Here is a 16397-nt window from a genome sequence, read left to right as displayed (position 1 = left end):
GAGCGCGGGCTACTTGCCGCGCCCCACGGTGACGCGCACCAGGTGCTTGATGGCCCGGTGCGCGCGCTGGCCTCCGGCGGACTTGATGAGCCGGTCATTCAGGTCATCCACCAGTCGGTGGCGCAGGGGCGGCTCGGTGGTGAGCAGGGCCTCGTAGCTGGCGCGCAGCTCCTCCTCGCGCCTCGTGGAGCACTCGAGCTCGAACTCCTTCGACGCGAGCAGCTCGCGCACGCCGTGCAGCTCTCCCCTGAGCGCCGTGCCCTCCGCGTCCCGGTGGGCGAGCTGCTGCTCCAGCTCCCTCACCCGCGCCTCACCCGCCTCGCAGCGCGCGAGCAGGGCGTGGTGGCGCGCCTGGAGCTCCTTGAGCGCGGAGCGCGTCGCGTGGGTCTCCTCGGCGCGCAGCTGCTTCTCCTGCCGCAGCTCGGCGCGGACCTCCTCCAGCCACGTCGCCGCGCGCGACACCCAGTTCACGTTGGCCACCGGCTGCGCGAGGCTCGCCTCCAGCCGTGACAGCCACTCGCGCCGGAGCCTCCGCTGCTCCTCGATGTATGCGCCGCCGCGCTCCACCGACGATGGCAGGCCGCCCTCGAGGAAGTCCTTCAGCGACGTCTCCGACTCGGCCAGCCCCGCCTTCTTCTGGCGGTAGTACTCGTTGAAGGCGAACAGGTGGCTGGGCACCCCGGACACCTTGCCCAGCAGCGTCACATGGTACGAGGACGCGACGAGCGCCTCGCACTCGCGGATGCGCTCCACCGCCTGGGACAGGCGCCCCTGGAAGAGCAGGCCCACCAGGTCCACCACGTCCGCCTGCGGGAAGTGCTCCGTGAAGGCCGTCTTGCGCATGGCCGCGAGGCTGTCCTCCACCACGGGGCGCTCGTCGATATACGCATTGAGCACCACCGGCGCCGCGGCCTCGCCGAAGTGCGAGCGCAGCGCCTGCAACTGCTCGTTCATCGTCGCGGCGGGAGGCGGCAGCGAGTCCGGGTCCACGCCGGGGTCCGTATACGCGTAGGTGGACAGGTTCATGTGCAGCGCGAAGCGACCGGGCACCTTCGGCCGGGGCTCCTGACGCGAGGCCTCCCCGGCCGCGCGGTCCAGCTCCTCGAGCGCGTCATCCCCGGACAGGAGCGCCGGGGCGCCATGCTCCACCAACGCCTGGACGGACTCGGGGTCCCGACACCCGAGCAGCAGCGGCTGCCACTGGTGCGCGTGCGCGGCCAGCCGGCTCGCGAACTCCGGACCGACCTGCAGCCCCGACAACACGTAGTGCCCCGGCAGCCAGGCGTGCAGCAGCGACTCCACGAGCGACAGCATCCCGTCGCCCCAGCGGCCATTGAAGTAGCCGCCGCCATAGACGTGCAGCCGGGCCGCGCCCCTCAGGCGCGTGGGCGACACGGGCTCCAGGCCCAGCTCCCGGGCCTTGGTGGACGCGGTGTCTCCGCTGTCCGCGGAGAAGAAGACGAAGTCCTCCGTCCCGAGCACCACGGGGAGCTGACGCAGGTACTGCGCGTCCTGCACCCGCCCCAGCTCGTGGATGGAGACGACCGCCGACTCCTTGCGCCCCAGGTGCCAGCGCACGGCGCCCTGCAGCATGAGGATGTCCCCGAAGTTCCAGTATCCATTGAATCCTCCGGCCAGGAGGACCTTGGACATCTCGGGGGCATAGAGCTTCTTCAGGGTGGTGGAAGTCGCGAAGAACGAGAAGCGCATTCCCGTTCCTTAATCACGGACGTGACAATGTCGTCACTCGATACTTGCATGACAAAGAATGACTGTGGCCCGGGCGACGGCGGGTGGGGCTCCGAGTGGCCGCCTGGAGCCCATGCGAGCCGCCGCCCGAGTCCGGTCAGGGCTTCGCCGTCTTGCGGGTCGCCGGCGCGGGCGCGGCGGGCTTGAGCCGTCCGTACTTCTTCATCGCCTTGACCAGGCCGTCGTGCGGCAGGCCGAAGACGCGGATGTTGTCCGCCCCGGTCATGGTGTCGGAGGCCAGCATGGAGTTGAGGATGGCCTCCTGCGTGGCCTGGACGGTGGCCGCGAAGAGGGGGTTGAGGCGATCATTTCCGAGCACCGCCACGTTGGCGACGTGTGCCTGGGTCGGCGGCTTCAGGTGCTGGGTGGAGAAGGCGAGGAAGATGTCGCCCGAGTAGTTCTCACCCAGGCCGCCCATCTTGGCGATGCCCAGCGGCACGCGGCGGGCGAGCCGGTTGAGCTGGTGGGGCAGGAGCGGCGCGTCCGTGGCGACGATGACGATGATGGAGCCCGCGCCCTCGAAGGGGTTGGGTGCCTTGGACGGGGCGCCCGTCGCGTCGCAGGACGGCACCGCCTGCATCATGGGGCTGCCGGGCTTCTGGGAGCCGAGGTAGCACGGCCGCTGGTCCGGGAGCTCCTCGCCCACGGGCACGCCCTCGACGGAGAAGAGGCGGCGCGAGCCGTAGTTGCATTGCACCAGTACCCCGAGCGTGTAGCCGCCGGCGGACTCGGGCAGCTTGCGCGACGCGGTGCCGATGCCGCCCTTGAAGTTGTGGCACACCATGCCCGTGCCGCCGCCTACGGAGCCCTCCGGGACGGGGCCGGTGCGCGCCGTCTCGAGCGCCTGGTGCGCGTGCTCGGGCTTGACGTGGAAGCCATATACGTCGTGCAGCATGCCGTCCCACGTCTCCGCGACGACGGGCAGGCCCAGGTCCCACGCGAGGTCCTTCTTCACCGCCCAGGTGATGACGGCCTCGCGCACGGCGCTGATGTCGTTGGTGTTGGTGATCATCACCGGGCCGTTGAGCTCACCGGACTCCTGAATCCAGTGCGTGCCGGTCATCTCGCCGTTGCCGTTGAGGGCGTAGGTGGAGGCGAAGACGGGCTCGCCCACGTTGGCCTTGCCTCGGGGCAGCACGGCGGTGACGCCGGTGCGCACGGGGCCCTTGCCCGCTTCGATGCGGCCCTGGCCGGAGATGAGCGTGGTGTGGCCCACCTCCACGCCCGGCACGTCGGTGATGGCGTTGAGGGGGCCTGATTGCCCCCCGAAGGTGATGCCCAGGTCCCTGGCGCGAGGCCTGGGGCGCTCGGCCTGGGCGGCGCCGAGCGTGGGAGTCAGCAGCAGCGACAGCAGCACGGAAGAGGAGAGCAGGGTGCGCATGCACCGCTTCCTACTCCTCCGCGCGGTGGTCGTGTAGCGCGGGGATGAGGGCGCCCGCGTCATTCCGGGCGCCCTCGCACCGCGTCAGAACGCGGTGCCGTCCGCGCGCAGACCCGGCGACGAGGTGAGGCCCGTGGGGGACACGACGTTGTGCGGCTTGAACAACGAAGCGCGCGGAGGGTGTTTCCACTGTAGCGCGAGTGCCTGTCATGGGGGGAGGTGTGCGCCCGCGGGGAGCGTCAGGTCCCCTCCGGACCTGGCGTCTGCGGCCTCGAAACCGGCCCCCCCGAGCTCGGTTCCCAGACCAGGAAAAAGCCATGTCAGAACGCGAGTTGACCCATCTCGAGGTGCCGTGTTTCGTCGATTTCTCGGAGGCACTGGCGGGCCGGGAGGTGGTGGCGCAGGGAGTTGGGCCCGACCTCGACCTGTGGCTCGTGGCACTGGACGGCAAGCGCGACGACCGGATGTCCTTCACTCCAGGAGGTGCCTCGTTCGCCAAGTCCCACGCGGACGCTCCGCAGTCCTACGAGGTCCTGCGCTATCCCTTCCCAGACGCCGAGCCCGAGTCCATCCTCCTTCCACCCGAGCGCCTCAACTTCCACTTCGTCCAACCCCTGCCCGATGGAGACCTGCTGCTGGCGGGGGCCCGGTGCGCCTACGTGGACAAGGACGCTCACGCGCGCAACGCCATCGTCTACTCGCGACAAGGCGTGGCCCGGCGCGAACTGACGCTCGGTGATGGCATCCAGGACATCCAGGCCACGGGCGATGGTCGGCTGTGGGTGAGCTACTTCGACGAAGGTGTGCTCGGCAACCGGGGTTGGGGCCAGGGTGACATCGACAGCGAGCCCATCGGCCGCAGCGGGCTGGTGCAATTCGATGTGATGGGGCGGCGCTTGAGTGAGTTCGACCCTCGCGCCGCCGGGACGGACATCATCATCGACTGCTATGCGCTCAACGTCGCGTCGGACGACGAGACCTGGCTGTACTTCTACACGGACTTCCCGTTGGTGCGGCTGCGCGACGGCGCGAAGCCCGTGACCTGGAAGACACCCGTCGCGGGAGCGAGCGCGATGGCGGTGGGCGCCACGCACGTGTTGTTCGGCGGCTCGTATTCGGCACGCTCCCAGTTCGAGCTGTACGTGCTGCACGGTCGCCGCGAGAAGACGTTGGCCTCCGCGGGGACCTTCGTCTTCGTGGACCCGGACGGCGAACGCTGGCAGCCCACGTGGATGCGCGGGCGTGGGCCCTGGTTGTATGGCGGCGAAGGCACTCGCGCGTTTCGCATCGACCTCGACACCCTCGTGGCCTCGGCCCGGGTCTGGCACTGAATGCTCCTGACACTCTCGACGACCCACTCTCCCGCGACGGACCTGGGCTACCTGCTGCACAAGAGCCCGCACAAGCCCCAGTCGTTCGACGTGTCGTTCGGCACGGCGCACGTCTTCTACCCGGAGGCGACCGAGCAGCGCTGCACGGCCGCGCTCCTGTTGGAGGTGGACCCGGTGGCGCTGGTGCGCGAGCGCAAGGGCCCCTCCGGCGACGGCGGCGCGCTGGAGCAGTACGTCAATGACCGCCCCTACGTGGCCTCGTCGTTCCTGAGCGTGGCGCTCTCGCGCGTCTTCGGCGCGGCCCTCTCCGGCCGCAGCCGCGAGCGGCCCGAGCTGGCGTCCCGGGCGCTGCCGCTCACCGCGCGGCTGTCCGTGCTGCCGTGTCGTGGAGGCGAGCCCTTCCTGCGGCGCCTCTTCGAGCCGCTCGGCTACACCGTGACAGCCACCCGCCATGTGCTCGACGAGACAGTGCCGGAGTGGGGGCCCAGCCGCTACTTCACGGTGACGCTCCAGGGGGACAAGCCGCTGTCGGACCTGCTCAGCCACCTGTACGTGCTGGTGCCGGTGCTGGACGACGACAAGCACTACTGGGTGACGGAGGATGAGGTCGACAAGCTCCTGCGCCACGGCGAGGGCTGGCTCGCGTCGCATCCGGAGCGGGAGGTCATCACGCGGCGCTACCTGCGCCACCAGCGCAGCCTCGCGCGCGAGGCGATGTCGCGTCTGCTGGAGGGCGAGGACACCGGTGTGACGGACGCGGTCGAGACGGCCCGCGACGAGGCCGAGGCCACGCTGGAGCGGCGGGTCAGCCTGGACGAGCAGCGGCGGGAGGCCGTGCTGACGGCGCTCGTCGAGCAGGGCGCGGCGTCGGTGGTGGACGTGGGTTGCGGCGAGGGCAAGCTCCTGCGGGCCTTGCTCCAGGAGCGTCGCTTCACGCGCATCACCGGCATGGACGTGTCCACGCGGGCGCTGGAGGTCGCCGCCGAGCGGCTGAAGCTGGAGCGGCTCCCCGACCTCCAACGTCAGCGCATCCAGCTGCTGCAAGGCTCGCTGCTGTACCGGGACGCGCGGCTCTCGGGCCATGACGCCGCGACGGTGGTGGAGGTCATCGAGCACCTGGAGCCGTCCCGGCTGGCCGCGTTCGAGCGGGTGCTGTTCGAGTGGGCGCGTCCGGGCGTCGTGGTGCTGACGACGCCCAACGCGGAGTACAACGTGCGCTTCGAGGGCCTGGCCCCGGGCGCGTTCCGGCACAAGGACCACCGCTTCGAGTGGACGCGGGCGCAGTTCGAGTCCTGGGCGCGGCGGCAGGCGGAGCGCTTCGGCTACGGCGTGCGCTTCGTGCCCGTCGGGACGCTGGATGCGGAGGTCGGCGCGCCGACCCAGATGGCGGTGTTCACACGATGAAAGTCTCCCTTCCCGAGCTGTCCCTGGTCCTGCTTGTCGGCCCCTCTGGCGCCGGCAAGTCCACCTTCGCGCGCAAGCACTTCCTCCCGACGGAGGTCCTCTCGTCCGACACCTGCCGCGGCTTCGTGTCCGACGACGAGAACGACCAGGACGCGACGCGCGACGCGTTCGACGTGCTGCGCTTCATCGCGGCGAAGCGGCTGGCGCGCGGCCGGCTGACGGTCATCGACGCGACCAACACCCAGCCCGAGGCGCGCAAGCCGCTGGTGGCCCTGGCGCGCGAGTACCACGTGCTGCCGGTGGTCATCGTCCTGGACGTGCCCGAGGCCACCTGCCACGCGCGCAACGCGCTGCGGCCCAACCGTCAGTTCGGACTCCGGGTGGTGCGCCACCAGCTCCAGCAGCTGCGCCAGTCCCTGCGCGGCCTGGAGCGCGAGGGCTTCCGCCACGTCCACATCCTCAAGCCCGAGCAGCTCGAGGACCTGGTCATCGAGCGTCAGCCGCTGTGGAACAACCGCAAGCAGGAGACGGGGCCCTTCGACATCATCGGCGACATCCACGGGTGTCTGGACGAGCTGGTGCTGCTGCTGACGAAGCTGGGCTACGTCGTCACGCCCCAACCGGTGGGGGACCCTGGTTTCGACGTGCGCCCGCCCGAGGGCCGCAAGGTGGTGTTCCTGGGCGACCTGGTCGACCGGGGGCCGGGAGTCGTCGGGGTGCTGCGGCTGGTGATGGGGATGGTGGAGGCGGGCACGGCGCTGTGCGTGCCGGGCAACCACGAAATCAAGCTGATGCGGAAGCTGCGGGGCGGTGACGTCAAGCTGTCCCACGGCCTCGCGGAGTCGATGGAGCAGCTCGAGCGCGAGCCCCCGGAGTTCCGCGCCCAGGTGGTGAAGTTCATCGACGGGTTGGTGTCCCACTACGTGCTGGACGGTGGAAGGCTCGTGGTCGCGCACGCGGGGCTCAAGGAGTCCATGCAGGGGCGCGGCTCGGGCAAGGTGCGCGACTTCGCGCTCTACGGCGAGACGACGGGGGAGACGGACGAGTACGGGCTGCCCGTCCGCCACGACTGGGCCTCCGAGTACCGGGGCAAGGCGATGGTGGTCTACGGCCACACGCCCGTGCCGGAGGCCGAGTGGCTCAACAACACGCTCTGCGTGGACACCGGCTGTGTCTACGGCGGGAAGCTGACGGCGCTGCGCTATCCGGAGCGGGAGCTGTGCTCCGTGCAGGCGGCGCGCGTGTACTGCGAGGCGCGCAGGCCGCCGGGCATCGGAGGCGCTCCCGCCGCGCTGACGGCGCAGCAGCAGGACGACGACGTGCTCGACGTGGCGGACGTGCTGGGCAAGCGCATCGTGACCACGGGGCTGATGCGCAACATCACCCTCCGCGAGGAGAACGCCGCGGCCGCGCTGGAGGTGATGAGCCGCTTCGCGGTGCACCCCAAGTGGCTCATCTACCTGCCGCCCACCATGTCGCCGTCGGAGACGAGCGCGCGCCCCGGCCTCCTGGAGCACCCGGAGGAGGCGTTCGCCTACTACCAGCGCGAGGGCGTGCTGGAGGTGGTGTGCGAGGAGAAGCACATGGGCTCGCGCGCCGTCGTCGTGCTGTGCCGCGACGCGGACGTGGCCCGGCGGCGCTTCGGGCTCGACGGGGACGAGCGGGGCGCGTGCTACACGCGGACCGGGCGGCGGTTCTTCCAGGACGAGGCGCTGGAGGCGGCGTTCCTGGCGCGGCTGGGCGCGGCCTTCGACGCCTCCGGGTTCTGGGGGGAGCACCAGACGGACTGGGCCTGCCTGGACTGCGAGCTGATGCCGTGGTCGCTGAAGGCGCGGGAGCTGGTGCGCGAACAGTACGCGGCGGTGGGCGCGGCGGCGTTGGCCTCGGTGGGCGCGGCCCGGGAGGCGGTGGCCCAGGCGGCGGCGCGGGGGCTGGACCTGTCGGCGCTGGTGAGCCGCTTCGAGCGCAAGGCGGACGGCGTGGGGCGCTATGTCGCGGCCTATCGGCGCTACTGCTGGCCGGTGGCTTCGCTGGAGGACGTGCGGCTCGCGCCGTTCCACCTGCTGGCGACGGAGGGCGCCGTGCACACGGACAAGGACCACGTGTGGCACATGGAGTCGCTGGCCAGGGTGTGCCGCGCGGATGCCGGGTGGCTGGTGGCCACGCCCTATCGCGTGGTGTCGCTGGCGGACGCGGAGGAGGTGGAGGAGGCGACGCGGTGGTGGGAGTCGCTGACGGCGAACGGCGGCGAGGGCATGGTGGTGAAGCCCCGGGCTTATGTGGCGCGTGGCAAGAAGGGCTACCTCCAGCCGGCCATCAAGTGCCGCGGGCCCGACTACCTGCGCATCATCTACGGCCCCGAGTACACCGCGCCCGAGCACCTGTCGCGCCTGCGCCAGCGGGGCGTGTCCACCAAGCGCTCGCTGGCCATGCGGGAGCTGTCACTGGGCCTGGAGGCGCTGGAGCGCTTCGTGCGCCGGGAGCCGCTGCGGCGCGTGCACGAGTGTGTCTTCGGCGTGCTCGCGCTGGAGAGTGAACCGGTGGACCCCCGGCTGTAGCCGAGGGCCCGCCCCGCTCCCCGAGTCAGTGAACGCCCGGCGGCTGCTGGGTGGAGGACTGCACGCGCGCGCGGCCCTGGGACGCGCCGCGCTCCGCGTAGTGGCCCATGCCCTCGAAGTCCACCGCGATGCAGGGCTCGTCGCCAATCACCCAGCCATCATGGCCCGGCGGGATGATGGCCACGTCTCCCGGGCCCGCTTCGAGCTCGGTGCCGTCATCCATCCGGATCACCATGCGCCCGCTGACGATGTAGCAGGCGTGCGCCACCTGGCAGGAGTCGGTTCCCGCCAGCGGCTTGACGTCCTGGGACCACTTCCAACCCGGCTCGAAGACGACCCTTCCCACCGTCGTGTCGTCGTCGAAGCGGAGGATCTCCGCGTGCCCGTGGTCGGCGAACGGCCGACGCTCGTCGGGCGTGGAGAAGCGCTTGATGCTGAGCTCGCTCATGATGTTCCCCCCTGCGAGCCTGCGGAGGAGCGCCGGAGCGCCCCGGAACCCGTGGCCCGACTGTGATGTCTCAAGGGAAACGTAGGGATGCTCCCGGGGCGCGACAGGGCCTCAGGTCGTCAGCTCCAACGACATGGCCTGGCCCGCCTCGAAGCCCGGCTCGCGGCGCAGCCGCTCCAGCACGCCGCGTGTGCAGTGCAGCGTCACCAACGGAAACACCCCGGGCTCGCTCACCCAGCGCACCGCGCTCATCAACTGGTGCGCCCGCAGGAAGCCGAGCACCTGGTCGCGGAACTGGCGGCTCTCCTCCCCCGCACGCTGGTGGATGGCCGCGCGGCTCTCCAGGGGCGCGGCCGCGGACGCACGCCTGGCCTCGCCGCGTGGAGCGGCTCGAACCTCCGCGGGCTTCTCTCGGGGCATGACGATGGCTTCGACCCACATCGCGTCGCCTCCTTCCGGGCGTGATTCCAGGTCTGCTTGAAGATTATCGGACATGGCGCAGTCCGGTTGTGTCCCGTCGCTGTCGGACTGAAGGGTGGGGCGCCAGCACCCTCACGGCACAGGTTCGTTCCGGCGCGCCGCCAACCGCCCCGTGGAGTCAGCGCGCGCACGGGGGCTCGGCCGTCCGCCTGCTCCACGAGACACCGAGCGTCGACGCCCCTGGGCCCGGGCGCTCGTGCGCGCGAGCGTCCCGCGCTCGTGTGGGTGGGGGACTGACTGGCGGCGCGCCACTTCCTACCTTGTCGCGCATGAAGGACTCAGGACGCCAGCTCCCCGTCTACGTGCCCGCCCGCACGGTGTGGGCCGTGGGGCTTCAGGTGCTGTTGCTCGCCGTCTGCTGGCTGGTGCTGCGCAGGCTCTATCCGCTCCTGACGCTGCTGGCCGTCGTGCTCCTGCTGTCGCTCGCGCTGGACCCGCTGGTGCGCAGGCTGGAGCGCTGGGGCGTGCGCCGCGGCCTGGGCGTGGCGGCGGTGGCGCTGCTCCTGCTGGGGTTGATGGGCGTGCTGGTGGGGACGCTGGTGCCCGCGCTGGTGCAGCAGTTGGAGGGCCTGGTCCAGTCCGCGCCGGGGCTGTTGGAGAAGCTCTCCCAGTCGAAGTGGCTCCAGGAGCTGGGGACGCGCTACGGCTTCGAGCTGAAGCCGGAGGAGCTGCTGCGCTTCGAGCCGCTGGACCTGGCGGGTCGCGCGGTGGGCGTGCTGTCCTCCTCCCTGGGACTGCTCGCCGGTGGAATCACGGTGGTGGCGCTCACCGTGTTCGGCCTGCTGTTCGGCGGCGAACTGTACGAGAGCATCCTCCAGTGGGTGGCGCCGCGGCGGCACCACCACGTGCGCCAGCTGGTGGGCCGCATGCGCGAGGCGGTGAGCAACTACATCGCCGGCACCCTGTTCGTGATGACCATCGGCGGCGTGGTGGCGGCCATCGTCGCGCTCGCCCAGGGCGTGCCGTACTTCCTGCCGTTGGGGCTGGCGGTGATGGTGCTGGGCGTCATCCCCTACATCGGCAGCATCGTCAGCGGTGTGCTGGTGAGCCTCACCACGCTGGCCACCGTGGGGTTCCGCTCGGCGGTCATCGCGCTGATCATCTTCGTCGTCTACAACCAGATTGAGTCCAACGTGCTGGGCCCCATGGTGCAGCGGCGCGCCATCCGGATGAACCCGCTGCTCATCTCGCTGGTGGTGCTGTGTGGTGGCGCCCTGGCGGGGCTGCTCGGCGCGGTCATCGCCGTGCCGCTGGCCGCCGCCGCGCAGGTGCTGCTCCAGGAGGTCCTCCGCGAGCGGCAGCTGCGCTTCAGGCGCGCCCACCACCGCGAGCGCGCGCGCCGCCAGGTGGGCAAGGGCGCGGTGGAGGAGGGGCTGTTGCTCGCGGGCCCGCTGGAAGGCGGCGAGCCTCCGTCGGAGCAGGGCCCCGGCGAGCGCCACTGAAAGACAGAGGGCCTCCGGCGGACCGCCCGGAAGCCCTCGTCATCCATCCCTGCTGTCACTCACCCGCGTCCCTCCGGCCCGCTTGCACCGGAGGGGACGGGAGGCGTCGGTCAGCGGCCGGCGGGAGCCGCGCGGCCCTGGGACGTGGTGGACTTGCCCGAGTCCGCGGAGGCCACGGCCGCGCCGACGGAGAAGACCATGTCGTCGCGATCGTTGTAGCTGCCGCTGGCGCAGGCGCTCGCCGTGCCGGTGAACCGGAACTGCGGGCGGATGGCGTGCGTGCCCGCCGTGTTGGCCAGGTTGAACGTGTGCGTGAACTTCTGCACGCCTCCCGCCGGGCAGACCACGCCGGTGACCAGGGCCGTCCACGTCGGGGACGCGGCGTTGGTCGTGTAGTACAGGTCGAAGAAGTCGGAGGAGCCGGTGCTGTAGCACCACACCGTGACCTCCACCGTCACCTGCTTGCCCGCGGCGAACGGACCCTGGTCGACCGTCTTGATGACGACCCGGTCGATGCTCTCGTCGCCGTGGTAGGAGCCGGAGGTGCCGTCCGCGCACGAGTCATTGATGGTGTTCGGCTGGTTCGGCTCGATACCGCCGGACATCGAGCCGCGGCCGTTGACCAGCGTGGGGCCGGTGTCGCAGCCGCACACCGTGCCGCACGTGGGGGCCTGGCGGGTGGTGTCGAACGTGGCGAGCGTCGGCGTGCAGACGGTGGACGTGGTGAAGCTGCGCACGGCGCTGAAGGCGCTGGTGCCGCAGACGTCCGCCGCCCGGGCCCGCCAGTAGTACGTCGTGGCGCTGCTCAGGTTGGGGGACACCGTCCAGTTGCTGGTGGTCAGCGCGTTGGCGGAGCGGACGATGTTGGCGAAGCCCGCGTCCGTGGCCACCTGCACCTCGTACGTCGCCGCGCTCGGCACGTCGGTCCAGTCCAGCGCCGTGGCCGAGGCCACGCCCGTGGCGCCATCCGCCGGGGACGCGAGCGTGGGCGCGGAGAGCGCCACGCAGCCGCGCGTGGTGAAGCTGGACGCCGTGGACCAGGTGCCCACGCCGCCGCACGAGTTGTTCGCGCGCACGCGCCAGTAGTAGGTCGTGTTCACGTTGAGCGACGGCGTCACCGTCCAGGTGCTGCCCACCAGCGAGTTGGCGGACGCCACCACCGTGGCGAACGTGGGGCTGGTGGAGACCTGCACCTCGTACGTGGACGCGCCCGTCACGTCGTTCCAGTCCAGCACCGTGGCCAGCTCCGCGCCGGTGGCGCCGTTGGACGGCGTGGACAGGGTGGCGACGCCCGGCGCCGCGCAGACCGGCGTGGTGCACGAGCAGGTGCTCGCCGCGCCGTAGCAGGCGTTGGAGGACGCGGGGACGATGGAGTAGCAGTACTCGCGGCCGTTGGCGACCTCGGTGTCCGTGTAGCTGGTGCCGGAGACGGTGGCGACCTTCGCCTTGCCGAAGTCGCAGCCCATGCCCTCGGTCTTCATCACCCAGTACTCCGTGGCGCCCGCGGAGGCCGTCCAGTTGAGGGCCACCTGGCCGTCACCCGGCGTCGCGGTGTGCGTGGGCGCCGCGGTGGGACCGGACGAACAACCGGAGTTCACCGGGGTGATGGTGTTACAGGCGATGTTGTGACGGTTGAACGCGGCGTGGATGGCCGTCATGTGCGGCGTGCCGTCGTTCAGGTTGCCGTTGTCGTCGTCCGCCGCCAGCCACTGCATGTAGCCGTTGGTGGAGCCGCAGCCGTCGGACGTGCCGCCCGAGCAGTTGCAGGCGTGCCAGGCGCCGATGTTGCCGGAGCCCTGGTAGAACAGCTTGTTGCCGACGATGAACGCCGTGTTGGAGTCGTAGTTGAACGGCGCGGCCGTCAGGTCACGAGCGACCAGGTCCCAGGCGGCCTGACGCGCGGGCGACGCGGCGCAGTGCACCTGCTTGCTGCAGGGGCCCGTGCCGGAGGAGCACATGGGGCACACGAAGTTCTGCGGGGTGGCCGGGGGCGCCGGCACCAGCGTCGGGGCGGACGGGGTGGCGTAGAGCGCCGCGCCCCAGTCGGAGTCGCGCACGCCGGAGCAGCGCGTGTCGCACCACTTGTAGCCGGAGACCTGCGACTCCTGCTGGTTGTAGCCCGAGCCGTCCGGCGTCTGGCCGCAGCCCAGGTTGGTCGTGTGGAAGAAGCCGTAGCCGACGCAGGAGGTCTGCAGGCGGTAGATGGCCGCGATGTCCGCGTAGCCCTCGCTGGAGCTGGACAGCGAGCCGTTGGCGTCGAAGTCATCCAGGCCGTGGCCCCACTCGTGGTCGAACACGGCGCCAATCTCACCCGTGTTCCGGCAGCCGCCGCCGCTGCGGTAGAAGTTGACCGACGTGCCGTTCCAGAAGGCGTTGCACGTGCTGTTGATGTTCACGTTGGCGAGCAGCTGCTGCTGCAGCCACGTGTTGTTGGGCAGGTAGCCGCGGGCCTGCTCCGCCAGCTTGTTGAGCTCGTAGAAGCTGGAGCGCGACGCGGCGGTGTTGCCCGCGGACGTGCCGGTGGGCACGGTGCAGTCGTGGTCGTTGTTCACGCCGCCCAGGGCGATGTTGCCCGTGGTGGAGCTGACGTTGATGGCGCCGCAGCTGTCGGACACGCGGACGTAGCGACCGGCGAGCGACGTGGTGACGGTGCCGGAGCTGTAGTTGAAGATGCCGGCGCCGTCGGTGAAGTTGTTCGGTGAGGCCAGGCCCGTGTTCGCCCAGGGCATGGGAGAGTTGGGCTTGATGGTGCCGCACACGGTGTTGTCCGTGCACGTGCCGATGTTCGTGGACGGGTAGATGCCGCCGTTGATCTGCGCGTCGAAGTAGTGGTTGTCGTCCTCGATGGCGAGCGTCTCGCCCGAGTTCGCGTCCACCGTGACCTTCCAGCGCTGGTGGCTGTCCGGGTCCTGGAACCCGTAGGCGTAGACCAGCTGGTGCTTGTAGCCGGTGCCCACGGCGCCGGCGAAGGACTCACCTTCCGGCGCGACGGGGGCGATCTCCAGCGTGGGCTGCTGCCACAGGCCCTGGGGGCTGGTGTTCAGGCCCACGAAGCCGTTGCCGGCCACCAGCGCGTCACCGGCGGAGAGCGCCGGGCGGGTCTCGATGCCCACCGTGGCCCACGCCTCGGTGCCGACGAGGATGAGGTTGCCGTGGCTGATGGTCGCCGCGATGCGCGCGTGGCGCACGGGGATGCCGTTGACCACCTGGCCGATGTGCACCTGCCAGAGGTTGTCGTTGATCTTCGTGACGCGCGGCGCGCTCATCTGCATCACGTCGAGGTTGAAGGCGGCCTGGTTGTCCGCGATGTACTTGAACACCAGGTCACCCACGACGGACTCGTCCACCTCCGCCACGGAGCGGCCGATGGCCTCGCGCACGCTGTCGAGCGTGACGCGGTTGCGCACGCCCTTGCCGGGGATGATGGGGTAGGCGCCCTCGATGCCCGACGGCGTGCCGGTGCGAGGGTCGATGTGGACGCGGAAGTCCCTCCCGTTGCGCTTGAAGAAGTCGTCCCAGCCTCCCACCGCCGCCTTGTCCAGCGTCTGCTGGGCCTGCTGCAGCGGCATGTTCTGGATGGGAAGGTAGAACTCCGGCTTGAAGAAGGCCTTGTCGGCGACGGCGCTCGGTCCCGCCTGGGGGGGCTGGACCGCCCAGCTCGTCCCTGACAGGAGCAAGGCAAGACATGCTGCTGACACCTGGGTGTGGCGCATGCGGTTCTCCTCTATGGGGGTCCCGAGGGGCGGACCCCGAAGGCTCCGGTGCGGAGCCCGCAGACGCCTTACTGATGCCCCGCAGAAAATTGAATATGGCTTATTCCCAGAGATTCGTTCCAGACATGTGCTCTAGGGAAAACGCGGGGTAGGAGTGTTGACTGGCGAACACTTCGACGCACCCTAAGTGAATACCGCTATGGCGCTGGGCGCGTATTTGTGCCACCCTCATCCAAATTTTATTGACAGGTTGTTCTGGCTCACTTCGGCCAGATGCGCACCCAGTCGTCCTGGATGAGCTTGCCGCTGGTGCGGTCCGTGCTGCCGCTGGCCATGAAGCCGCGGGGCGCGCCGAGCGCGAGCGCCCCGGCCTCCACCCACAACAGGAGCAGCAGGACGCCCGCGACCGCGGGCACGCGCAGGGCGAGCGCGGGCCTTCGCGCGGTGAGCGCGACGAGGGGCAGCAGCAGCAGCGGGAGCAGGGCGGGGAAGATGGTGAGCAGGCCGCGCGTGTAGCCGAAGAAGGCGGCGGTGATGAGCGCCCGGTGCAGGACGACGAGCGACAGCAGGCTGAAGGCGCGCCAGCGGGGCGTCACGGACAACAGGACGCCCGCGACGAGGAGCGCGACGAGCGGCCACTTGAGCGCGCCGCCCTCGGGGACGAAGAGGTCCACGGGCGCGCGCGAGCCGCTCAGGCCCGAGGGCAGGTTGGACGCGCCCAGGCCCAGGCTCAGTCCATCCAGCCACCGTCCCAGCTTGGCGCTCCACAGCCGCGCGGCGTCGGCGGGGTGCTCGCGCATCCACGCCAGGCCCACCGCGTAGCCGTGCAGGAGCAGGTGTCGCTGGGCGGTGTTGGCCACGTCCAGGTGGCCGTCCTGGCCCAGCTGGTTGACGGAGTCCGGGGTGAAGCCGCCGGTGGCGCCGGCGTGGTTCGCCATGGCGAAGTTGATGGGGCCGTACACGGTGACGGGCGCCATGACGGGCAGGGGCTCCAGCGCGGGCGTGCTCGCGTTGAGCTCCTGGAGCACGCGCGCGTTGCGCAGGGCCCACGGTGCGAGCACCAGCGCGGACACGAGCACCGCGGCGCCCCAGCGGGTGGCCAGCGACGTCAGCGGCGTGGAGCCCCGGTACAGCCAGGCCCACGCGAGCAGGAAGGGCCACAGGTACAGGTGCTCGGCGCGGGTGAGCGAGCCCAGTCCCATCGCGAGTCCCAGCAGCACGGCGCCGACGGGCGTGGGCCCCGCGCGGTGGCGCAGCACGAGCGCGAGCGTGGCGGTGAGGAAGAAGGCGTACAGGACCTCGTTGCTGTACGTGGTGGACAGCACCAGCCAGCCGAAGCTCGCGGCGAACAGGCCCGCGGCCACGAAGCTCCACGCGGTGCCCAGCAGGCCCCGCCACCACGTCCACGACAGCGCCACGGTGGAGGCGCTGAGCGCGGCGAGGCACAGCTTGTACGGATAGGCGTTGCCCTGGGGCTCGCCCAGCACGCGGTACAGCAGGCCCAGGAGCCACGGGAACAGGGGCGGGTGGTAGGGCAGGGTGGCGGAGCTCGCGAGGCCCCGGGCGTGCTCGAGCGCGTACGTGTGGAAGAAGCGCGAGTCGCCGTAGAAGAAGATGGAGAAGGGCCAGGCGCGGTCCGGCGCGGACTGGAGATACAGCCAGCGCAACAGCAGGCTGAGCGAGAACGTCACCGCGACACCCAGCGCCACCGGGTGCCGCTGCCACAGCTCCCTCGCGCTGACGACGAACCGGCGCATGCCACCCCCAGGGGAGGCGTGCACGCTAGCACCAAGGCCCGGGGCGGGGCCCGTCGTTCAGAAAAGCGCCCTTGCCCCGACTTGTGGATGGCAAGGGGCACGACGCGCTTTCTAGAGTCCGGCCCGCCGTCGTG

Annotated in this window: 10 protein-coding genes; 4 read left to right on the top strand and 6 right to left on the bottom strand. The window is 70.7% G+C overall.

Going from position 1 to position 16397, the window contains the following annotated elements:
* Positions 1-9: 9 nt before the first annotated feature.
* Both VZQ01_RS01705 and VZQ01_RS01700 read right to left on the bottom strand, forming a co-directional pair.
* The gene (locus VZQ01_RS01705; protein WP_426746746.1) at positions 10-1710 is read right to left on the bottom strand and encodes a hypothetical protein; all 1701 of its coding nucleotides are present in this window, start codon (positions 1708-1710) and stop codon (positions 10-12) included.
* A 136-nt stretch (positions 1711-1846) separates the two neighbouring features.
* On the bottom strand, positions 1847-3130 hold the full coding sequence (locus VZQ01_RS01700; protein WP_223750144.1) for a DmpA family aminopeptidase: 1284 nt from the start codon (positions 3128-3130) through the stop codon (positions 1847-1849).
* A gap of 317 nt (positions 3131-3447) precedes the next feature.
* On the opposite strand from VZQ01_RS01700, the gene VZQ01_RS01695 reads away from it, so the two are divergent.
* From VZQ01_RS01695 to VZQ01_RS01685, 3 genes are read left to right on the top strand one after another with little or no spacing between them, the layout of a single operon-like run.
* Positions 3448-4461, top strand: coding sequence for a YxiH-YxzG fusion protein (locus tag VZQ01_RS01695; RefSeq protein ID WP_426746745.1), 1014 nt, complete (start codon positions 3448-3450; stop codon positions 4459-4461).
* Entirely contained in the window at positions 4462-5865 is a 1404-nt protein-coding gene (locus tag VZQ01_RS01690; protein ID WP_426746744.1) for a 3' terminal RNA ribose 2'-O-methyltransferase Hen1, read from the top strand.
* Positions 5862-8423, top strand: coding sequence for a polynucleotide kinase-phosphatase (locus VZQ01_RS01685; RefSeq protein ID WP_426746743.1), 2562 nt, complete (start codon positions 5862-5864; stop codon positions 8421-8423). The genes VZQ01_RS01690 and VZQ01_RS01685 overlap by 4 nt, the downstream gene beginning before the upstream one ends.
* A 25-nt stretch (positions 8424-8448) precedes the next feature.
* Here VZQ01_RS01685 and VZQ01_RS01680 read toward each other — a convergent pair whose 3' ends face one another.
* Both VZQ01_RS01680 and VZQ01_RS01675 read right to left on the bottom strand, forming a co-directional pair.
* Positions 8449-8871 carry a cupin domain-containing protein gene (locus tag VZQ01_RS01680; RefSeq protein WP_223750140.1) on the bottom strand — a complete coding sequence of 141 codons (423 nt, stop codon included), beginning with the start codon at positions 8869-8871 and terminating at the stop codon, positions 8449-8451.
* Positions 8872-8982: 111 nt separating this feature from the next.
* Complete coding sequence (locus VZQ01_RS01675) at positions 8983-9312, bottom strand: hypothetical protein (protein ID WP_223750139.1); 330 nt, start codon at positions 9310-9312, stop codon at positions 8983-8985.
* 308 nt (positions 9313-9620) lie between these two features.
* On the opposite strand from VZQ01_RS01675, the gene VZQ01_RS01670 reads away from it, so the two are divergent.
* The gene (locus tag VZQ01_RS01670) at positions 9621-10793 is read left to right on the top strand and encodes an AI-2E family transporter (RefSeq protein WP_426746742.1); all 1173 of its coding nucleotides are present in this window, start codon (positions 9621-9623) and stop codon (positions 10791-10793) included.
* A gap of 110 nt (positions 10794-10903) precedes the next feature.
* On the opposite strand, the gene VZQ01_RS01665 is transcribed toward VZQ01_RS01670, so the two are convergent.
* Together VZQ01_RS01665 and VZQ01_RS01660 are read right to left on the bottom strand one after the other, a co-directional pair.
* A complete protein-coding gene (locus tag VZQ01_RS01665) occupies positions 10904-14506 on the bottom strand; it encodes an endopeptidase (protein ID WP_223784726.1) in 3603 nt (1200 codons plus the stop codon).
* A 260-nt stretch (positions 14507-14766) separates the two neighbouring features.
* Complete coding sequence (locus VZQ01_RS01660) at positions 14767-16263, bottom strand: ArnT family glycosyltransferase (protein ID WP_426746741.1); 1497 nt, start codon at positions 16261-16263, stop codon at positions 14767-14769.
* Between the last annotated feature and the right edge of the window lie 134 nt (positions 16264-16397).

Source organism: Myxococcus faecalis, from assembly GCF_050039385.1.
Taxonomy (GTDB): domain Bacteria; phylum Myxococcota; class Myxococcia; order Myxococcales; family Myxococcaceae; genus Myxococcus; species Myxococcus fulvus.
This window is presented reverse-complemented; position numbering and strand designations above follow the sequence as displayed.